This window comes from Streptomyces sp. NPDC000878, from assembly GCF_053599695.1.
The window spans coordinates 193,170-212,000 of the sequence record NZ_JBSFMT010000003.1 but is presented as its reverse complement, the minus strand read 5'-3'; the positions used below and the strand labels follow the sequence as shown (position 1 = coordinate 212,000).

The 18,831-nt window shown below is 69.9% G+C and carries 18 protein-coding genes; 12 read left to right on the top strand and 6 right to left on the bottom strand.

Annotation, left to right across the window (positions count from 1 at the left end):
* Window positions 1-62 precede the first annotated feature (62 nt).
* The 5 genes from ACWDR4_RS04550 to ACWDR4_RS04530 all read left to right on the top strand — a co-directional run bounded on the left by ACWDR4_RS04550 (window position 63) and on the right by ACWDR4_RS04530 (window position 6,658).
* On the top strand, window positions 63-1,235 hold the full coding sequence (locus tag ACWDR4_RS04550; RefSeq protein WP_450403795.1) for an LLM class F420-dependent oxidoreductase: 1,173 nt from the start codon (window positions 63-65) through the stop codon (window positions 1,233-1,235).
* Window positions 1,222-1,935 carry a thioesterase II family protein gene (locus ACWDR4_RS04545; protein ID WP_450403794.1) on the top strand — a complete coding sequence of 238 codons (714 nt, stop codon included), beginning with the start codon at window positions 1,222-1,224 and terminating at the stop codon, window positions 1,933-1,935. Before ACWDR4_RS04550 ends, ACWDR4_RS04545 begins: the two co-directional genes overlap by 14 nt.
* Before the next feature lie 54 nt (window positions 1,936-1,989).
* Window positions 1,990-2,814, top strand: coding sequence for an SDR family oxidoreductase (locus ACWDR4_RS04540; RefSeq protein ID WP_450403791.1), 825 nt, complete (start codon window positions 1,990-1,992; stop codon window positions 2,812-2,814).
* A 47-nt stretch (window positions 2,815-2,861) separates the two neighbouring features.
* On the top strand, window positions 2,862-5,471 hold the full coding sequence (locus ACWDR4_RS04535; protein ID WP_450403790.1) for a non-ribosomal peptide synthetase: 2,610 nt from the start codon (window positions 2,862-2,864) through the stop codon (window positions 5,469-5,471).
* A gap of 344 nt (window positions 5,472-5,815) precedes the next feature.
* Window positions 5,816-6,658 carry a phosphotransferase family protein gene (locus tag ACWDR4_RS04530; protein ID WP_450403788.1) on the top strand — a complete coding sequence of 281 codons (843 nt, stop codon included), beginning with the start codon at window positions 5,816-5,818 and terminating at the stop codon, window positions 6,656-6,658.
* A gap of 22 nt (window positions 6,659-6,680) precedes the next feature.
* On the opposite strand, the gene ACWDR4_RS04525 is transcribed toward ACWDR4_RS04530, so the two are convergent.
* Entirely contained in the window at window positions 6,681-7,115 is a 435-nt protein-coding gene (locus tag ACWDR4_RS04525) for an ROK family protein (protein WP_450403787.1), read from the bottom strand.
* Window positions 7,116-7,191: 76 nt separating this feature from the next.
* Between ACWDR4_RS04525 and ACWDR4_RS04520 the strand changes: the two genes are divergently transcribed.
* Together ACWDR4_RS04520 and ACWDR4_RS04515 are read left to right on the top strand one after the other, a co-directional pair.
* A complete protein-coding gene (locus tag ACWDR4_RS04520; protein WP_450403785.1) occupies window positions 7,192-7,977 on the top strand; it encodes an SDR family NAD(P)-dependent oxidoreductase in 786 nt (261 codons plus the stop codon).
* A 122-nt stretch (window positions 7,978-8,099) separates the two neighbouring features.
* Window positions 8,100-8,942 carry a sugar phosphate isomerase/epimerase family protein gene (locus tag ACWDR4_RS04515; RefSeq protein ID WP_450403783.1) on the top strand — a complete coding sequence of 281 codons (843 nt, stop codon included), beginning with the start codon at window positions 8,100-8,102 and terminating at the stop codon, window positions 8,940-8,942.
* 24 nt (window positions 8,943-8,966) lie between these two features.
* Here the strand turns inward: ACWDR4_RS04515 and ACWDR4_RS04510 are convergent, their stop codons facing one another.
* On the bottom strand, window positions 8,967-9,479 hold the full coding sequence (locus ACWDR4_RS04510) for a HepT-like ribonuclease domain-containing protein (RefSeq protein WP_450403781.1): 513 nt from the start codon (window positions 9,477-9,479) through the stop codon (window positions 8,967-8,969).
* Window positions 9,480-9,745: 266 nt separating this feature from the next.
* On the opposite strand from ACWDR4_RS04510, the gene ACWDR4_RS04505 reads away from it, so the two are divergent.
* Both ACWDR4_RS04505 and ACWDR4_RS04500 read left to right on the top strand, forming a co-directional pair.
* On the top strand, window positions 9,746-10,300 hold the full coding sequence (locus ACWDR4_RS04505; RefSeq protein WP_450403778.1) for a VOC family protein: 555 nt from the start codon (window positions 9,746-9,748) through the stop codon (window positions 10,298-10,300).
* Window positions 10,301-10,383: 83 nt separating this feature from the next.
* Window positions 10,384-11,973, top strand: a complete 1,590-nt coding sequence (locus ACWDR4_RS04500) for an FAD-dependent oxidoreductase (RefSeq protein WP_450403777.1) — start codon at window positions 10,384-10,386, stop codon at window positions 11,971-11,973.
* Window positions 11,974-12,000: 27 nt separating this feature from the next.
* On the opposite strand, the gene ACWDR4_RS04495 is transcribed toward ACWDR4_RS04500, so the two are convergent.
* Both ACWDR4_RS04495 and ACWDR4_RS04490 read right to left on the bottom strand, forming a co-directional pair.
* Window positions 12,001-12,984, bottom strand: coding sequence for an NAD(P)/FAD-dependent oxidoreductase (locus ACWDR4_RS04495; RefSeq protein WP_450403775.1), 984 nt, complete (start codon window positions 12,982-12,984; stop codon window positions 12,001-12,003).
* Between the two features lie 83 nt (window positions 12,985-13,067).
* Window positions 13,068-14,615 carry an MFS transporter gene (locus ACWDR4_RS04490; RefSeq protein WP_450403773.1) on the bottom strand — a complete coding sequence of 516 codons (1,548 nt, stop codon included), beginning with the start codon at window positions 14,613-14,615 and terminating at the stop codon, window positions 13,068-13,070.
* Between the two features lie 273 nt (window positions 14,616-14,888).
* Here ACWDR4_RS04490 and ACWDR4_RS04485 point away from each other — a divergent pair, with 273 nt between their 5' ends.
* Both ACWDR4_RS04485 and ACWDR4_RS04480 read left to right on the top strand, forming a co-directional pair.
* Window positions 14,889-15,170: a ferredoxin gene (locus ACWDR4_RS04485; protein WP_450403770.1), complete on the top strand. Its 282-nt coding sequence runs from the start codon at window positions 14,889-14,891 to the stop codon at window positions 15,168-15,170.
* Between the two features lie 58 nt (window positions 15,171-15,228).
* Window positions 15,229-16,668: an aromatic ring-hydroxylating oxygenase subunit alpha gene (locus ACWDR4_RS04480; RefSeq protein ID WP_450403768.1), complete on the top strand. Its 1,440-nt coding sequence runs from the start codon at window positions 15,229-15,231 to the stop codon at window positions 16,666-16,668.
* A gap of 109 nt (window positions 16,669-16,777) precedes the next feature.
* Here the strand turns inward: ACWDR4_RS04480 and ACWDR4_RS04475 are convergent, their stop codons facing one another.
* Complete coding sequence (locus ACWDR4_RS04475) at window positions 16,778-17,248, bottom strand: cupin domain-containing protein (protein WP_450403766.1); 471 nt, start codon at window positions 17,246-17,248, stop codon at window positions 16,778-16,780.
* Window positions 17,249-17,347: 99 nt separating this feature from the next.
* Between ACWDR4_RS04475 and ACWDR4_RS04470 the strand changes: the two genes are divergently transcribed.
* Window positions 17,348-17,809 carry a hypothetical protein gene (locus ACWDR4_RS04470; RefSeq protein ID WP_450403763.1) on the top strand — a complete coding sequence of 154 codons (462 nt, stop codon included), beginning with the start codon at window positions 17,348-17,350 and terminating at the stop codon, window positions 17,807-17,809.
* Between the two features lie 55 nt (window positions 17,810-17,864).
* On the opposite strand, the gene ACWDR4_RS04465 is transcribed toward ACWDR4_RS04470, so the two are convergent.
* Window positions 17,865-18,734 carry an IclR family transcriptional regulator gene (locus ACWDR4_RS04465; RefSeq protein WP_450403762.1) on the bottom strand — a complete coding sequence of 290 codons (870 nt, stop codon included), beginning with the start codon at window positions 18,732-18,734 and terminating at the stop codon, window positions 17,865-17,867.
* Between the last annotated feature and the right edge of the window lie 97 nt (window positions 18,735-18,831).

The following is an 18,831-nucleotide window of genomic DNA, read 5'->3' as shown; positions in this document are numbered from 1 at the left end:
GCAGGCCGCATGCCATCCCCCCGTGCCCGCACCGGAGTCCCCACACCCGGACAGGAGTTCCCATGACCGTCCCCGCCCTGCGTCTCGGCCTCAATCTCGGCTACTGGGTCGGCGGCAACGACGCCTCCAACCTCTCCCTCGCCTCCCTGGCCGAGAACCTCGGCTACTCGGCGGTGTGGGTCTCGGAGGCCTATGGATCCGACGCCGTCACCGTGCTGTCCTGGATCGCCGCCCGCACCTCCCGCATCGACGTCGGCAGCGCGGTCCTGCAGATCCCCGCCCGCTCGCCCGCGATGACGGCGATGACCGCCGCCACCCTCGACACCCTCTCCGGCGGCCGGCTCAGGCTCGGCCTCGGTGTGTCCGGCCCCCAGGTCTCGGAGGGCTGGCACGGTGTCAGGTTCGCCTCGCCGCTGGGCCGTACGCGCGAATACGTCGGTCTCGTGCGCCAGGCACTGCGCCGGGAACCCCTCGCCCACGAGGGCCGCCACTTCACGCTCCCGCTGCCGGACGGCCCCGGCAAGGCGCTCGCCCTGACCATCCGGCCGCCCCGCGAACGGATACCGGTCTACCTCGCCGCCCTGGGCCCGAGAAACCTGGAACTGACCGGGGAGATCGCCGACGGCTGGCTCCCGGTGTTCTTCTCCCCGGCCCACGCCGCCCAGCAGCTTCAGCCCCTCAAGGCCGGCCTCGCCAAGTCGGGGCGCACCCTCGACGGGTTCGACATCGCCCCCGGAGTCCCCCTGGTGACCGGCGCCGACTGGCGGACCTGCGCCCGTCGGGTACGGGGGTACGCCGCGCTGTACCTCGGCGGCATGGGCGGCAGGGAGGACAACCACTACACCCAGCTGGCCGAGCGGATGGGTTTCGGGGCCGAGGCCCGTACCGTCCAGGAGAGGTTCCTGGCCGGTGACTACCCCGGCGCCATGGCCGCCGTACCGCTCGAATTCCTCGACGCGACCTCGCTGCTCGGGCCACGGGAGCGGATCGCCGAGCGGATGACGGCGTTCGCCGAGGCCGGCGCCACCACGCTCAACCTCATGCCGGTGGGCCCCGGGCTGCCCGGCCCGGACCGCGCCGCCGACGCGCTGCGTATCGCCGTCGAGGCGGCGGAACTCACCGGCCTGTTCACGGCCGCCGCCCCCGTCTCTCACGGCCCCGGCTCTCAGGTCGCGCAGGGCTCACACGACTCACATGACTCGCAAGGAGATGTCCGCGCCCATGACCACGCATGACACGACCAAGCTGATCTGCCTGCCCTACGCCGGGGCGGGGGCCTCGTTCTACCGTCCCTGGACGGCCCTCGCCGGGGACGCGTTGGAGATCGTTCCTCTGCAACTGCCGGGCCGCGAGCGGCTGATCGACGAGGAGCCGTACCGGGACGCGCACCAGGCCGTCGACGGGCTCCTGACCCAACTGCGGGAACAACTCGGCGGCGGCGACGGCCACCAGGTCGCCCTCTTCGGGCACAGCCTCGGCGCGGTGCTCGCGTACGAACTCGCCCACCGGCTGGTCGAGGAGCCGGGCGTCGAACTGCGCCATGTCTTCGTCAGCGGTTCGCCGGAACCGGCCCGGGGACGCGAGCGGCGGGCCACGGGACTGTCGGACGAGGAGTTCCTCGCCCGGGTCGGCGACTTCGCCGGTTACCACCATCCCGCGCTGGACGACCCGGAGATGCGCGAGATGATCCTGCCCGCACTGCGCGCGGACGTCGAGATGCACGAGAGCTACGAGCCCTCCACCGACTCTCCGCTGGACGCGCCCGTCACGGTCGTCCGGGGCGAGGACGACGACCTGGTCGGCTACGACGACGCCGAGTCCTGGAGCAAGGTCGCCGGCCGCGACTTCGAGCACGTCGAGGTCCCCGGGGGCCATATGTACCTCACCGACGCCGCTCCCGCACTGGTCCGGCTGGTCGTCTCGACGGTGCTGTAGCGCCGTTCTCCCTTCCCTCTCCCCCAACGCGCCTGATTCTTCAAGGAGTTCCCGATGCGTCTGCACGGCAAGTCGGTCCTCGTCACCGGTGCCGCCCGTGGACTCGGCCGGGCGGCCGCGGTCGCCTGTGCCGCCGAGGGCGCCGACCTCACCCTGCTGGACCTCTGCGCCGACCTGCCCGGTGTGCCCTACCCCCTGGGCACACCCGGCCAGTTGGAGCACACCGCCGCGCTCTGCCGGGAGGCAGGCTCCGCCGTCCTCACCACCGTCGCCGACATCCGCGACCTCCGCGCCGTACGGGAAGCGGTCACCCGGGCCGAGGACCGCTTCGGCCGGATCGACGTCGCCGTCAACAACGCCGGCATCGCCGCGCCCTCCGGCAAACCCGTCCACGAGATCAGCGAGGACGAGTGGTCCCTCATGATCGACGTGGACCTCTCCGGAGCCTGGCGCGTGATCCGCGAGGTCGGCAAAGCGATGAGCGCCCGACGCGCAGGCAGCATCATCAACGTCGCCTCCACCGCCGGGCTCGTCGGCTACCGGCACTTCGCCGGATACGTCGCCGCCAAACACGCCGTCATCGGCCTCACCAAGGCCGCCGCCCTCGACTACGCCCCGACGAAAGTCCGCGTCAACGCCGTCTGCCCGGGGTCCGTGCGTGACGACACCCAGGCCGAGGGCCGCATGCTCGCCGAGATCGCCAGGGCGCTGGATGTGCCGGTTCACGAGCACGAGAAGACCTTCGTCGAGGCACAGCCCATGAACGCGCTGATCGAACCCGAGGACGTCGCCGCCGCGATCGTCTTCCTCGCCTCCGACGAATCCCGCCAGATCACCGGCTCGGTCCTCACCGTGGACGGCGGCTTCAGCGCCCGCTGAGCCCGCGTACGCCGTCCGCCATCCCTGAACGACAAGGAGTACCCCCCGTGTCAGGCTCCCTCCACCCCGCCGCCCGCTGCCACGCGGTGCGTGTCCGCTCGGACCGCTCCCCGGGCCCGGCGGCACTTCCGGGGCTGTGGATCGAGGACGTACCCGTGCCGGCCGCCGACCCGCTCGCCGAGCGCCGCCGCCACGCCGAACTCGCCCGCCCGGCCGACGTACCGCGCAAGGTCCTCCTGCGGTACGCCGACGGCCCCTGCGATCTGATCGTCGTGGCCCCGCGCGACCAGTGGGACCGAACGGCTCTCCAGCGGCTGGCAGCCGGTGAGTCCGTCGGACCGCGTACCGCCTGCCCCACCATCACCACGACTGCGTCCGCGCCCGTATGGGGGCTGGGTGACGACGGCCCCACGGTTCCCCACCTCTTCTCCCTGGCCGACGGGGGCGAGGAGGCGTCCTGGCTCGCCGCCCTCGCCGTCACCCTGCGCCGCTACGACCCCGAGAGCACGACCGTCATCGGCACGGACCACGGCTCCTTCACCGTCGAGGAAGCACCCACGCTCGGTGAGCTGAAGCCCTCCCCCGCCGACGGTCCCGTGCTCGTCGGCCTCCTCTTCGACGAGACGGAGGTCCCCGGCGAGTACGTGCCCTGCCTGGCGCCGCCGTTTCCGCTCACCCTGTCGGTCTTCCAGGACGCCGACGGGTGGCGGCTGCGCTGCGACCACGTCGGCACCCACATCTCCACGGAGATCGCCGCGCAGTTCACACGACACCTCGTACGAGTGCGGGAGCGCATCCTCGACGCGCCCCGGACCCGGGTCGACGACGTCGATCTGCTGGACGAGGCCGACTGTGACCGTGTCGCGGCGCTCGGCCGCCCGCCCCGCCCCCTGGTCACCACGCCGATCAGCGTGCCCGAGGCGTTCGCGCGGGTCGCGGAGGCGACGCCGGGCCGCATCGCTCTGACCGACCGCGGCGCGGACCTGACCTGTCGCGAACTCGACGAGCGGGCCGCTCTCCTGGCCCACGGTCTGCGCGAACGCGGCGTCACCGTCGGGGACCGGGTGGGTGTATGTCTGGAGCGCACCGCCGAACTGGTCGTCGCTCTGCTCGCCGTGCTCAAGGCCGGCGCGGCCTACGTGCCCGTCGACCCCGCCTACCCGGCGGACCGCATCGCCCACACCGCGCGGGACGCGGGGCTGGGCGTGGTGATCACCCGGCTGCCCGAGTTCCCGGACGTGGCGGGCTGCGTACCCATGACACCGGACGAACTGTTCGACGCGGCGGCGGGGCCCGGGGACACCTCCGCCCTGCCCGCCGTGACCCCCGACGCCGCCGCCTACGTCATCTACACCTCCGGCTCCACCGGCCGCCCCAAGGGCGTCGAGGTGCCCCACCGGAACGTCGTCGCGCTCATCGACGCGACCCGCGACGAGTACGGGTTCGGGACCGACGACGTGTGGACCTGGTTCCACTCCAGCGCCTTCGACTTCTCCGTGTGGGAGATCTGGGGCTGCCTGCTGACCGGCGGACGGCTGGTCGTGGTGCCGTACTTCGTCTCCCGGGAGCCCGACAGCTTCCGCGACCTGCTGGTGTCCGAGCAGGTCACCGTACTGAGCCAGACCCCGTCCGCCTTCGCACAGTTGCTGGACGTCGACCACGCCCGGGTCGGGGTCCGGCTGGTCGTGTTCGGCGGTGAGCCGCTCGATGCACGGATGCTGCTGCCCTGGTTCGACCGGCACCCCGAGTCGGTGTGCCGGATGGTGAACATGTTCGGGATCACCGAGACCACGGTCCATGTCACCGAGCAGACCCTCACCCGGAAACTGGCACTCGCCGCCACCCGCTCCGTCGGGCGCGCCCTGCCCGGCTGGCACCTGTACGTGACCGACGACGCGGGACGGCTGCTGCCGCCGGGGGTGGCCGGTGAGATCTGTGTCGGCGGCGCCGGCGTCGCCCTCGGGTACCTCGGCCAGGAGGAACTGACCGCCCGGCGGTTCGTGCCGGACCCGTTCACCGGCGGCACCATGTACCGCAGCGGCGACCTGGGGCGGCTTCGCCCTGACGGGCGGCTCGAACACCTCGGGCGGATCGACAGCCAGGTCAAGATCCGCGGCTTCCGGATCGAACTCGACGAGATCCGCGCGGTGCTGCTGGAGGACCCGGACGTACGGTCCGCGGCTGTCGTCGTACGCCGCGACGACCCGGATGACGCCGCCTCCGCCAGGATCGACGCCTATGCGGTCCTCTCCGGCGGCGATCCGTCCACGGTCCGCAAGCGGGCCGCCGGCATCCTGCCCGACCACATGCTCCCCACCACGGTCACCGCCCTGGACACGCTCCCGCTGACGGCCAACGGCAAACTCGACACCGCACGGCTCCCCGCACCAGTGGCCCCCGTAGCGCCGGAGCATGACACCGAGCCGGTCACGGACGACGACCTCACCGATCAGCTGCGGGAGATCTGGAGCGAGGTCCTCGGCAGGTCCGTCGGCCTCGACGACGACTTCTTCGAACTCGGCGGCAACTCCCTGTTCGCCATCCGGATCGGCGCGGCACTGCGCGCGCGTGGCCTGCCGTCACTGCGGCTGCGGGAGCTGTACCGCCATCCGACCATCCGGGAGACCGTCGGAAACCTCACTCCGTCGAACAGCTGACCCGTGCTGCCACCGGTGGCCAGGAGTTCGCGGCGGGCGCGTTCGGCGAAAGCGCCCGGCGCAGTGCTGGCGCGGCTGCATCGATGCTGGACAAGCGCATGACGATCTTCCCCGATCCCGGTGCTCTGATCCGCCGGGACCAGCTCATGGTGCGCCGGGCCCCGGCTCAGTGACCCAGCCACCGTTGTCCAGGGCCGGTGCCGGGCGCGCCCGTGGAAACCCGGGTGTACCCCCGGGGGATCCATGGCCCCCTCGTCCTGACCCCGGTGCAAAAGCGGTGTCTCCGGCCGTCCCCGGACGGGTATGTTGCGCCGACTCGACAATCAGGGATGAGGGAAGCCGGTATGGAGCCGTGGGAACTTCGCCGCGCGGTCGAGGCGGGACGGGCGACCGCTTCGGAGCTGAGCCTTGAGGTCGACGAGGTGGTCGTCATCCACGACTCGGACCGCGTCGCGCTGCGCCTGCTCCCTTGCGATGTGCTGGCTCGGGTGGCGCCTGCGGCGCAGCTGGCCGATTCCGAGTTCGAAGTGGAGGTTGCCCGCCGTCTCGCCGACGTCGACGCTCCGGTGGCCGAACTCGACCCTCGGGTCGCCCCCCGGGTCCATGTGCGTGATGCCTTCGCCGTCTCGCTCTGGACCTACTACGAACCGGTGGGGTCGGAGATCGCGCCGGCCGACTGCGCGGACGTGTTCCTGCGGCACCATGCCGCCCTGCGCCGGATCGACCTGGACGCACCGCATTTCACCGAGCGAGTCGCCTCAGCGCTCAGGGAGGTGAACGACCGGGAGCGGTCCCCCGAGCTGTCCGATTCCGACCGGGAGTTTCTCAGCGACACACTCGGTGGACTGAGCGCCAGAATCACCGTCGAGTCGGCCGGCGAACAGCTGCTGCACGGCGAGCCTCATCCGGGGAATCTCCTCAATACGAGGAGAGGGCCGCTTTTCATCGACCTCGCCACGTGTTGCCGTGGGCCGGTCGAGTTCGACCTCGCCCATGCGCCCGAAGAGGTGGGAGAGCACTATGCGGGGGCCGACCAGGCCCTGATTCACCGGTGCCGTGCCCTGAACTGGGCGATGTTCTCGGCCTGGCGCTGGCGCCGGGACGACCAGATGCCCGACCGGGACCACTGGAGAGCGGCGGGACTGAACCATGTTCGTGCCGCACTCGATCGCGCCGGACTGGGCTGAACCTGAGAGACGCCCACCGCCGTCAGGCGACTCCCGCGTCGTCGACCAGCATCCGGGCGATGCCCTGTTCGTTGAAAACGTCCCGCAGGGCGAGGGCGACGCTGCCGTGGATCGCGGAGTTCTCGCCGGGCTGAGTCGTGGTGATGGTCAACTTGCGGGTGGCCAGGGGCAGGGCACGTACGGCTGACGGGTCGTTGTTCGCGACGCGCTCCGCCAGCGTGTGGGTGCCGTACAGCGGGTCGTCCTCGGTCGGCTCGGGGATGCCCAGGCCGCGCAGGACGGCCCGGTGGGAGGCGAGCGCCCCCGCACAGCCGACGTTGCCGCAGGCACACAGGACAGCCCCGCCGCCAACGGCCCTGATGTGGCCGACCTGATCGAGTTGGCGAAGCCGGCGCCAGGCCGTTCTGAATTGGGTATACGTAATTGGCTGGCCGCGGATAGAGTGTGCTCCGGCCACTGGGGTCACGGCGCGACAAGGGAGTGCGGACGTGGTGGAAGCAACGGCACAGCCGGCGGCGTTTCGAGGTGGCGTCGTGAGCGGCTCCGCCGAAGCCGCATCGGCGGGCCTCCCGCTCGCCGGTCGGCGCGCGGTGGTGACCGGCGCGGCCAGTGGAATCGGTGCGGCGGCCGTGACGTCGTTCCTCGCAGCCGGGGCGGATGTCGTCGGCCTGTTCCACACGACGCCACCGCCGGACGACCTCAAGGAACGGTGCGAGTGGGTCGCGTGCGACGTGCGTGCCCGTGGTTCGGTCGATGCCGCCTTCGATCAGGCCGCGTCGACGCTGGGCGGTATCGACGTCCTGCTGCACGCGGCGGGCGGCTGGCGACCGGCCACACCCGAGTCGCTGTCCGACGACGAGTTCGACCTGGTCATCGATGCCAATCTCCGGTCGACGATCCTCACCAACCAGGCGGCGTTCGAGCGTATGCGGCACAGCGGCGGACAGATCATCAACCTCGGGTCGGCAGAGGGAGTCCGCGGGAATCCCATGGCGCCGCACTACGCGGTGGCGAAGGCCGGTGTCCACGCGTGGACCCGGTCCGTGGCTGCCGCCTGGGGGAAGTCCGGGGTCACGGTCAACGCCCTGGCACCGGCGGTCAGCACGAAGGGCGCCGAACGGCTGTGGGAGCACCTGGGCCAGGAGGCCGCCACGATGTTCAAGGAGCACTTGCGCACGCGCATGCCGCTTCGGGGCGAACTCGGTGATCCGGACACGGATCTCGGGCCGGTCATGGTGTTCCTGGCCAGTACCGGGGCGCTGTTCATGACAGGCCAACTGATCGCCGTAGACGGTGGGCTGCACATGCTCGGCGCCTGACCGCGTCGTCGCCCGCCCAGGCGGCCGGAGGCCGGACGAAGACTCGATTTCAGTATCCTCTTCTTGACGTCCGAGCGAACGGGCCACGGCGTAGCGGCCCGCCCTACTGGATGAAGGTGCGGATGGATCACCTGAGCGTGGAGGAAGGGCATCACCCACCGGTCGGTCTGGAGCACCTGACCTTCCGCGAGGAGCCGTTGCCCGTTTTCGTCACCGCCGCGGTCGCCGGTGGCGCCAAGACCGTCTGTATGAGCGTCAATCATCCCGGCGTCCATGACCGAAGGGTGTTGCGTGAGTCTCTCGCTCGGCTCAAGGCGTCGGACATCTCGATCTCGATGGGTGACGGGTTCGTCATCTCGCCGAAAGCGGGCCTGGACGCCCTCCGGCGCCGACTCGACGTTCTCGCGGAATTCGGTACGCCTTTCGCCAATGCCTGCGCATTCGAGCCCGACGCGGATCTTCGGCGTGACCCGGATTACGTCGAGGACATCCTGGGAGAGTTCTGTCAGCTTGCCCGAAGCGTTGAGGTGGACGTGCTCCTCGAGTTCACACCGCTCTCCCATGTGCCATCCCTCGCGGCGGCTGCGGGGCTGGTGAAAAGGCTCGACCAGCCGAATCTCAGGATTCTCGTCGACACGCTCCATCTCGCACGGGCCGGAGAGGGGCCGGACGACATCCGGAGGGTGGATCAGCGGCTCATCGGTTACTGCCAGCTGAGCGACGGCCCCCGCGCGTCCGAAAGCCCTTCGGCCTACCTGGACGAAGCCAATCACGAGCGCGCCATTCCCGGGCAAGGGGAGTTTCCGTTGGAGGAGATCCTGTCGCTTCTCCCCCCGGACATCACCATCAGCGCCGAGGTTCCGTTGCGCAGCCTCAAGCAGGCCGGAGTCCCGCCGGAGGACCGCGCTCGGCGGATTCTCGACGGCAGTCGCCGTGTGCTGGCTCGCGCCCGGCTCCTGCGGTAACCGGGTCGCCGTACCGGGTGGGTGTCAGCGCTCCGGGGCCTGGTCCGCGGTCCAGTGGGCCACCTGCCGTACGTACTCCTCGTATCCGGACAGCGCGGCGGACACGACCGCGGCGACCGCTTCGGGTTCGGTGTCCAGGTACAGCTGCAGCAGGATGTGGTGCGGGCCGTCCGGCGGTACCAGGGCGGTCGCCAGCTCCGCGTCGATCATCCCGGTCCGCTCGGCCGCGGCGAACGAGGCGTCGGACGTCTGCGGCACATCGCCGAGCACCGCGGCGGAGACATGACTGTTGATCGCGAAGGCCAGGTCGACCAGGAGTGCCAGGATCCGCTCGACGACGAGCCCGGCCGCCGGATCGCTCTCCAGGCGCGTGCGATCCATCGGCCCGAAGGAGTCGAGCTGCCCGACCGCCTTGCGCATCGTGATCAGCCGGTGGTCGACCGATCCCCGGTCCAGGTGCGGGGTCACCGGTCGGTCGTCGTCGGGTCGAGGCACGGGCCGTCGCAGCCGCGTCGGTTCCTCGCTCGATCCGGTCATCCACGCATCGTCCCACACCGGTGATCCGTGACCCGGTGATCCGTGAACCACGCGCAGCCGCCGGGCCGTTGACCATGGCGTGCCGGAGCCGAACCGTCACCGATGTCTCCCTTGATCCCGTCTTGGTTCCGCCTTGATTCCGCCTGATGGGATCCGCGGTGGACGACCGTGGCTGCCGGGCGGAGAGTCGTTTCCCGCACTGGTCCGCAGCGAGTGGCACAGGGCAATGACTCGCGGCGACCACCGCCGGGACAAGGGAGTCCGAAATGCGGTCGTTGAGTGACCTCTTCCGCAATTTCATGCAGCTCGGATACGTGACGGACGACATCGACGCCGCGGCGTCCTTCCTCGAGTCGAGGTTGGGGACGGTGGAGTGCGTCAGGCACTACAAGTCGTCTCTGGGCGGCGGCCTGCCTCCGACCGGTGCCGGAGACCCGAGGACCCCCTTCGTGGTGGTGGACGGTGAACCGGCTGCCGAATGGGTCATCGATGTCGCCCTCGTCAACGCGGGTCCGACCAATCTGGAGATCATCCGCCCGGTGGCCGGCGCGGTCGGCCTCTATCGGGGCGCCATCAGGCCCGGGGTGCCGGCGACGTTGCATCACCTGGGCTTCCGCGTCGACGACTTCGACGAGGCGTCCGCGGTCGTCGCCGCGAGCGGCAGAACCTGGAAGCAGTTCGGGGACAGCGGTGGCATCCGCTTCGGGTACCTCGACATGACGGCCGAACTGGGCCACTTCGTCGAGGTCATGGAGCTCGACGAGGCAAGCGCCCAGGGGTTCGCGCATCTCGAAGCGGCCTCGAACGCGGTCCGGGGCTGAAGCGCCGGCCTTCCGGTACGGCGTTCTCCGTGGTGAGTTCGGCCGGCCCGTCCCATGCTCGACACATCGTGAGGGGAACCGTCATGAGCGGCGCAGGCACGGCTGATTCGTACGATGTCATCGTCGTCGGCTCGGGGGCGGGTCTGGTCGGCGCGTACGCCGCGGCGTCTCGCGGACTGCGCACGCTGGTCATCGAGAAGACGGAGTTCGTCGGCGGGACGACGGCCCACTCCGGTGCCGGGATCTGGCTCCCCGGCAACGCCGCCGAGCAGCGCGCCGGGATAGAGGACGGTCCCGATATCGCACGTCCTTATCTCGACGCGATCGTCGGCGACGACTCGCCGGCCTCCTTGCGGGAGGCCTTCCTCCAGGCGGGGCCTCGCATGATCGACGAGTTGGAGAGCAATCCGCGGTTCGGCCGGTTCGTCTGGCAGGGTGTACCCGACTACTTCGCCGGACGGCCGGGAAGCCTGCCGCAGGGGCGCACCATCTTCCCTCCGGACCTCGACCGTTCCGAACTCGGTGATCTGGAGCCCCTGGTGCGCAGGCCGCTCTGGACGGAGCGCTGGGGTGTCGATCCCGGCCCGGTGATGATCGGCGGGCAGGCCCTCATCGGTCGCGCGTTGCTCGCGTTCACGGAGACGGGCAACGGCACGGTGCTGACGAACACCGCGCTGGAGCGCCTTCTCGTCGAGGACGGCGTGGTCGTCGGGGTGGAGGCCGTGCGCGAGGGCGAGCCGGTGACGTTCCGCGCCGGCCGGGGCGTACTCCTCGCGGCGGGCGGATACGAGCGCAACGCCGCGCTCCGTCAGCGGTTCCAGCCCGGCCTCACCGACGAATGGACCCAGGGCTGCCCGGGAAACACCGGCGACGCCCTCACCGCGGGCATGGCCATCGGGGCGGCGACCGACCTGCTCGACGAGTCGTGGCTCGCGCCGGGCCTCGTCGTACCCCGTACGCGTCCGGTGTTCTACACGTCGGTGTGGAGCGGCATCTGGGTCAACGCCGCCGGGCAGCGCTACATGAACGAGCGTCTCCCGTACGACCGGGCCGGTCACGAGATGCTCCGGGCGCACCGGGCCTCGGGCGTGTCACACCTTCCCACGCACTGGGTGTTCGACCAGCGGCAGATCGACAACGAGCGGGCTTTCGCGGGGCTGCCCGTCGCCCCGCAGGTCCCGGGCTGGTTCGACGTCGACGAGTTCGTCGAGGTGGGTGTTCTGCAACGGGCCGGGACACTCGAGGAGCTGGCGGCGCTGATCGGCGTACCCGGAGGTGCGCTGACCGAGAGCGTCGAGCGGTTCAACGGCTTTGCCCGCGGCGGCAAGGACGAGCAGTTCGGCCGGGGCGAGGATCCCTGGGATCTCATGATCACGGGGATGGCGGGGGCCCACACCGACGGCCCCAATCCCTGCCTGGGTGTGATCGACAAGCCGCCGTTCTACGCGGCGACGATCGTGCTCTCCGACCTGGGGACCAAGGGCGGCCTCAGGACGGACGACCACGCGCGCGTCGTACGGCCCGACGGCTCGGTGATCACCGGCCTGTACGCGTCGGGGAACACGATGGCTCCGATGTCCGGCCGGATCTATCCCGGCGCGGGAGGCCCTGTGGGCTCGTCGATGGCGTTCTCCTACGTCGCCGCCCTCGCCATGGCCGGCGAGGCCCCGTAGGAACCGGGCCCCGCTCGACCCGGTCGGTCAGGCGGATTCGGTCGAGTGACCGGGAAACAGTGACAGCGCGGGGTCCAGGGCGACCGCGGCGTTGTTGACCGCGGTCGCGACCTCCCCGAAGCCGACGGACATCAGGCGGACCTTGCCGGGGTACGCGGTGACGTCGCCGGCGGCGTAGACCCGGTCGACGGCGGTACGCATCCGGGTGTCGACGACGATCGCGCGTCGCTCCAGTTCCACGCCCCAGTCGGCGAGCGGCCCGAGGTTGCTGATGAAGCCGAGCGCGGCCACGACCGCGTCGACCTTCAGCACCCGGACCTCATCCTCGCCGTCGACCCGGAGATGGGCCTGGCGCAGCCGGTCGTCGCCGGACAGGGCCTCCACCTGGGCGTTGGTGACGATCTCGACGCCGCATTCGCTCACGTCGCGCACGCTCGCCGCGTGGGCGCGGAACGTGCCGCGGCGGTGCACGAGGGTCACCGAGCGGGCGATCGGGTGCAGGGCGAGCGCCCAGTCGACCGCGCTGTCCCCGCCGCCGACGACGAGGACGTCACGGTCGGCGTACTCCGCCGGGGACGGGACGAAGTAGCTGAGCCCGCGGCCCAGGAAGTCCTCCCCGGCCGGGAGGGTTCGCGGGGTGAACGCGCCGATCCCGGCGGTCAGGACGACCGCGCCGGCGTCGACCACGGTGCCGTCGGAGAGGGTGACCTGCGGGCGTCCGTCCCAGGAGTGGGTGAGCCGGACCGCCTGGCGGCCGAGCAGATAGGTCGGGCCGAACGCGTCGGCCTGGTCCTTGAGGGCGGTGACGACGTCACGTCCACGGGCACCGGGGACGGCCGCGATGTCACGGATCTCCTTCTCCGGGTAGAGCGCGGTGATCTGGCCGCCGCACTGCGGCAACGCGTCGACCAGGACGGTCCGCAGCCCGCGGAAGCCCGCGCAGTAGGCGCCGAAGAGCCCGACCGGGCCGGCGCCGACGATAAGCATGTCTGTGGTCACTGTCTCGCCCACGGGCCGACCTCCTGGGAGTGGTGAGGGGGTGGGTTGTGGGGCGCCCCGCCCGTCGCCGGGCGGGGCGCCGCGTCAACCGGTGTTCAGGTCTTGGGTGTTCCGACCGGCGCGGTGGGTGTGGTCGTCATGGCCCCGTCCCCGGCTGACACCGTCGCGGGCACGCGCGTGTCGACGGTGAACTCCTCCACCGCCTCGTCGCGGCGCTCCCGCAGCAGCGTCACCACGATGAGGAGCACCCCGACCGCCAGCACGGTCGAGATCAGCAGCCACTTGCGGAAGCCCTCCTCCGCGTAGACCACACCGCCCCCGGGCATGAGCGTCGCGTACGGCGCGAGCACCGCGAACATGACGACGGGCAGGACGGCCGAGAACCCGGTCTGGGTGAGCTGGACGGTGCCGGCGGTCGAGCCCTGGTCGCCGACGGGCGTCGCGCGCATCACGAGACCGGGCACGGCCGCCGTCGTCAGACCGCCGCCGACCCCGACGATCAGGGCACAGACGACGAGTTCGCCGAAGGTGTCGTTGCGGAAGGCGAGCAGTGTCGTGCCGATCGCCCACGCGCCGAGGCCGAGCGTCATGAAGAGCCGGGGGTTGCGCCCACGGGCGGCCAGGAAGCCGACCAGCAGACCGCAGGCGACCGTCGCCAGCGCCTTCGGGGTCTCCAGGGAGGCGTATCCCAGTGTGGTCAGCCCGAGCCCGTACGTCTGTCCGGCCACCCGTGGGGTCATCGCCATCATGGGGATGATCTGGAAGACCGACGCGGAGACGGCGTACGCGGTCGCACCCGCGACGGAGACGTACAGCAGTTGTTTCCGGCGGAACAGGGAGAGGTTGACGATCGGTTCCGGCGTACGGCGTGCACGCCAGAAGAACAGCGCCAGCAGTACGAGCCCGGCCACCAGCAGGGTTACGCCGGTCCCGGCTCCCCAGCCCCAGGAGTTGCCCCAGCTGACGTAGAGCAGCACCCCGAGGACACCCGCGGCCAGCAGGGTGGCGCCGACCACGTCCGGGCGGGCGGTGCGGCGCAGCGTCGACTCCGGCGTGGTCAGCCGTATCGCCGCGCACAGGGCGAACGTCCAGACCGCGTCGAACCAGAACATCCCCCGGAAGCCCACGGCCTCGATGAGCCATCCGATGAGCAGGGGCGAGAACAGCGAGAGCGCCCCCATCCCGGTGATGGTGATACTGGCCGCGAAGGCGGCCTGCCGGGGCGGATAGACGTCCCGGATGAGGGAGGGGATCAGCGAGAGCGTCGCCAGGATGGGGCCCTGAAGTGTCCGGCCGACCACCATGACGGCGAAGTTGGGTGCCAGTGCGCAGACGACGGCGCCGGCACCCGAGACGAGCATGGTGAGCAGCAGTACCCGTCGTTTGCCGTAGAGGTCCGCCGCCTTGCCGAGCAGCGGGGCGCAGACCGCGCCGGCCAGGAAGTAGACGGTTGTCAGCCAACCGCCCTGGGTCGTCGGGAACTCCTTGAGGATGCTCGGGAGCCCGATCGCGACCATGGCGGCGCCGAGGCCCAACGCCTCCAGAACCATGGCCAGGAAGACCGTCGACCAGACGAGCCTGGGGGTCCAGCCCGGGCCGGCGGTGGGTCCGATTCCGTTCGCTGCGTGAGGTATTGCCGTCATGGGAATCCTCCGGCGGGAAAGGGGGGTGAGCGGAAATACGTGTGACGTGTGACGTGCGAGGAGCGGCGTCCGGCGCGACGGCGTCCAGGGCTCCAGTGGCGGGTGGCCGGTCGAGCGTATGGCGGGGCCAAGGCCCTGCGTGAGCGCGGATTCCGCTTGGTGGGACGGGCGGTGGACGGCCGGAGACACCCCGGGGAGAGTCGTTTTCAGCCCCGCTGCGGTGGCGACCGACGGCGACACCGGAGCGTGCCGCGGAGGAGGAGGCCGAGACTCATGAGCGATGACGTACGGGTGTGGATCGATCAGAAGCTGTGCACCGGTGACGGTCTGTGCACCCAGTACGCGCCCGATGTCTTCGAGTTCGGCGGCGACGGGCTGGCCTACGTCAAGAACGCCGCCGACGGTGAACTGCTGATGCCGGAAGGCTCGCAGGCCGATGTGGCGGAGAAGCTGCGCCTGGACGTGATCGACGCCGCCGACGGGTGCCCGGGCAACTGCATCCACGTGGTGCGGAGCGCCGACGGGACCGAGATCGCCGGCCCCGACGCGGGCTGACATCGCCCGGTGCGCGCCCGCAGGCGTACGCGTACGACGAGTGGAGGAGTGGTTTCTGGTGTCTGTGGAAGTCGAGCCCCGGCTGGACCGTCGCGTTCCCTGGTTCGAGGGCGATGTCCCCGCCGAGAAGGTCCCGGAGAAGTACCGGCTCTCCCGGGCGTTCGTGCCCAAGGGCCGGTATCTGGACCCTGAGTTCCTCAAGCTGGAGCTGGAGAAGGTGTTCACGCGGGCGTGGCTCATGGCCTGTCGCGTCGAGGAACTGCCGGGTGTCGGATGTTTCGTCGAGTACGAGATCGGTGGTCATTCGATCCTGATCGTGCGGGAGGCCAAGGACTCGATCCGCGCCTACTTCAACGCCTGCCGGCATCGCGGTACCCGCCTCGCGCGGGGACGGGGTCGCGTCGGTTCGCTCATCTGCCCGTTCCACGGCTGGCGTTGGAATCTGGACGGCTCGATCAGGCTCGTACTGGACCGTGAGGAGTTCGTGCCCCGCTCCGACGACGACCTGGGTCTGGTCCGGGTACGGGCGGAGCTGTGGGGCGGGTTCGTGTTCATCAACATGGACCCCGATGCCAAGCCGCTGCTCGAATACCTCGACCCGATCCCGAGGATCTTCGAGCCGTTCCAGTTCGAGCACATGCGGTACCGGTGGTTCAAGAGCGTGCTGCTGCCGTGCAACTGGAAGACCGCACTGGACGGATTCCTTGAGGCGTACCACGTGGCAGGGACGCATCCGCAGCTCTACCGCTTCGACAAGTCGAACACGAACATCGCCTCGATGAAGGAACTCGAGTCGCGGATCTGGGCGCCCACGACCGTGTACGAGCGGCACGCCCACTACTCAAGTGTCGGCGAGAAGAGGAACACGGCTTCCGGTGATGCCGCCAAGGACCCGAGCAACCGGGGCACGGGGGGTGTGACCGACGAGCGGCTCAGCGTCGCACTGAGCGTGCAGTACATCGCCGACGACATGCGCGGCCTGGAGAACGAGCGGAGCTGGCGCGCCGCCGAGGCGCTCAAGACCGCGGACGTACCGGAGGGGATGACCGCCGGTCAGTACTACCTCCGGCTGTACCGGGAGCTGTCGCTCGCCGAGGGCTACGACTGGCCGGTCATCACCCCGCAGCAGTGGGCGGATGCCGGTACGGCGTGGAACGTGTTCCCGAACACGATCCTGCTGCCCAACCAGGGGTCGGTGTTCGGTTACCGGGCGCGCCCCAATGGCCTCGACCCGGACAGCTGCCTCTTCGAGATCTTCAGCCTGGACCAGGTCCCCGTCGCCGACTACGACAAGAAGCGCGACTTCCAGCCGCAGTTCTTCGAGGACTTCCGCGAGGCCGACCTCGGCGAGATCTTCACCCAGGACCTGATGAACGCCAAGGAGGTCACGGTGGGCATGCACTCCCCGAGCTTCGACGGGCACCGGCTCAGCGAGGAGCAGGAGATGACCATCTACAACCACCACCGGGTCGCCGACCGGTTCCTCTGGACCGACTGATCCGGGATCAGCGTCGCCCGCCCCGTCGGCACACCGGCCTGTCCGGCAGTGCCGACGGTCCGGTCGCGCATGGCGGCCGGCGGCGGGGGAGAACCGGCGTCACCGCGACTCAGCGGTGGATCCAGCCGACGTCGTGCCAGTACGTCTCCAGGTAGGTCACGGGCTTCGGCCAGGTCTCGATGTACGTGACGCCCTCGGGGCCGGCCGTCATCGTGTACGGCGTGTCGGCGCGGCTGAGGAAGAAGTCGCCCGGCCCCACCCGCACCGTCTGCGGCTCGCCCGTCTCGTAGTGCTCGATGCTGTACTCGCCCGCGAGGACGAAGAGCATCTCGTCCACGTTGTGATGGTGGCGGGGCACCGTGAAGTGCGGTCGCACGCGCAGCGGGTTGCGGTTGAAGCGCGGCATGTCGATCGGCTTGGTGGTGACCCACATCGCCCCGTCGAACGTCGCCCGGAAGTCCACCGGCGCATCGCTCAGCAGACCACCGTCCTTCCAGAAGTAATTCGGATTCTGCTGCTGGTCGAGGTCCATCGGGATCCAGTCCGCGTCGTCCACCAGATCATCGAAAACAAGTCCCATGCCGCAACCGTACGTACGGCCGGTGGTCGTGTCGTCGGCCCGTCCCGTCCAACGGGATCGACGAATGACACACCTGGCCCCGTTCAGCAGAATCGGGGCATGGCAATCGAATTCTTCAGTCTGCTGTCCGATGAGGGTTGGATCGAGTTGCCGGTCGATCAAGCCGCTCCCATGTACCTCTGGGACGAAGGTGGCCTCCTCGCCGATGCTCCGGTCGATATGCAGAAGACCTTCGAGGGCAATATGTGGCTCTCGACCAAGGTGGACGGGTCGTTCAATCTGAACGGGCTGCGGTGCGCGCCGAATTTCTCCGTGCCCCGCCATCACCACAACCTCGATGAGCTGATCATCGTGTTCGGCGGCCAATTCCACGTGACTTGGGGCAAGGACGGGGAGGAGGGCAGCAGGACCGTCGGTCCGGGCGAGTTCTGGATCAGCACTGCCGGAACCCCCTATCTCATGACGGCCGGACCCGAGGGCGTCACCTACGCCGAGACCTGGCCCGAGCCGATGGAGAAGCTCCGGACGTACTGGCACGACGCGGGCTGGATCCATCGCTGACCCGACACCCGAGCGGCGGCCCGTCTCCTCACGACGACTGCCTGGGAAGCGGGCGCTACATCCGGGCGCCCGCGCTCCCGAACCTGAAGCTCGCGTTCCAGATCGCGGCGGCCGTGCTGTGCACGGCCTCGGTTGCCATACGCCATCTCATCCGACCGGCCGGTCCGGTGACGGACACCGCCCCGATCGCGCGCCCCGAGTCGCGGATCGGCGCGGCGACGCACACGAGTTCCTCGTAGGCCTCGCTGCGGTCGAGCGCTATGCCGACCTTGCGAATCTGGTCGAGTTCCGTCCACAGGGCGAAGGATTCCGTGATCGTGTTCGCCGTCCTTCTCGGCATCGGCGAGGAGACCACCGCGCGCATGGCCTCGCCGTCGAACGCCGCCATCGCCTTGCCCAACGCGGTGCAGTAGGCGGGCTGGCGTCCACCGCGCCGAGTCGGCAGCCGGACCGGGCCCACCACGATACGTTCGAGATACACGACCTCGGTCCGGTCGAGGATGCCGAGTTGCGCGGACATCCCGGTCTTGGCCGCGAGGGCCTGGAGGTACGGGAACGCTGTTTCCTGCAGCCGATGTCCTTCGACGGCGAGGCTCCCCAGTTCGAACAGCCGCATACCGACGCGGTAGCCGCCCGGATCGCGTTCCAACCACCCGACCTGGCACAGCTGATCGGCCAGGCGGTGCAGGGTCGACTTCGGAAGTCCCGTGCGGTCGCTGAGATCACCGAGACTCAGCACCTGCTGACCGCCGTTGAACACCTCCATGATGGAGGCGACCCGTCCCAGGACGGTACGTTCCGGGCTGCGCCGGTCGCCGGTCTCCTTGCCGTGGCCGCTGCCCATCGAGACCATGCATTCACGCAGAGGCTCGATGATCGATTCCACCGGCGTAGCCGACACACCTCGTACCGAACTCGACGACACGGCCATCACCTTCCCGTTGAGGGCACCATTACCCTCTCCGAGTCCACCATCTACTGGACTTTTTACCTGACCACGCCAAATTCGTCCTGTAATGAGT

Bases quoted from the DNA above. Each gene is read 5' to 3' on its own strand.
- ACWDR4_RS04485 (WP_450403770.1), top strand. From the start codon at position 14,889: ATGAGCGATGACGTACGGGTGTGGATCGATCAGAAGCTGTGCACCGGT.
- ACWDR4_RS04515 (WP_450403783.1), top strand. From the start codon at position 8,100: ATGGATCACCTGAGCGTGGAGGAAGGGCATCACCCACCGGTCGGTCTG.
- ACWDR4_RS04500 (WP_450403777.1), top strand. From the start codon at position 10,384: ATGAGCGGCGCAGGCACGGCTGATTCGTACGATGTCATCGTCGTCGGC.
- ACWDR4_RS04505 (WP_450403778.1), top strand. From the start codon at position 9,746: ATGCGGTCGTTGAGTGACCTCTTCCGCAATTTCATGCAGCTCGGATAC.
- ACWDR4_RS04510 (WP_450403781.1), bottom strand. From the start codon at position 9,479: ATGACCGGATCGAGCGAGGAACCGACGCGGCTGCGACGGCCCGTGCCT.
- ACWDR4_RS04530 (WP_450403788.1), top strand. From the start codon at position 5,816: ATGGAGCCGTGGGAACTTCGCCGCGCGGTCGAGGCGGGACGGGCGACC.
- ACWDR4_RS04475 (WP_450403766.1), bottom strand. From the start codon at position 17,248: ATGGGACTTGTTTTCGATGATCTGGTGGACGACGCGGACTGGATCCCG.
- ACWDR4_RS04490 (WP_450403773.1), bottom strand. From the start codon at position 14,615: ATGACGGCAATACCTCACGCAGCGAACGGAATCGGACCCACCGCCGGC.
- ACWDR4_RS04470 (WP_450403763.1), top strand. From the start codon at position 17,348: ATGGCAATCGAATTCTTCAGTCTGCTGTCCGATGAGGGTTGGATCGAG.
- ACWDR4_RS04545 (WP_450403794.1), top strand. From the start codon at position 1,222: ATGACCACGCATGACACGACCAAGCTGATCTGCCTGCCCTACGCCGGG.
- ACWDR4_RS04540 (WP_450403791.1), top strand. From the start codon at position 1,990: ATGCGTCTGCACGGCAAGTCGGTCCTCGTCACCGGTGCCGCCCGTGGA.
- ACWDR4_RS04550 (WP_450403795.1), top strand. From the start codon at position 63: ATGACCGTCCCCGCCCTGCGTCTCGGCCTCAATCTCGGCTACTGGGTC.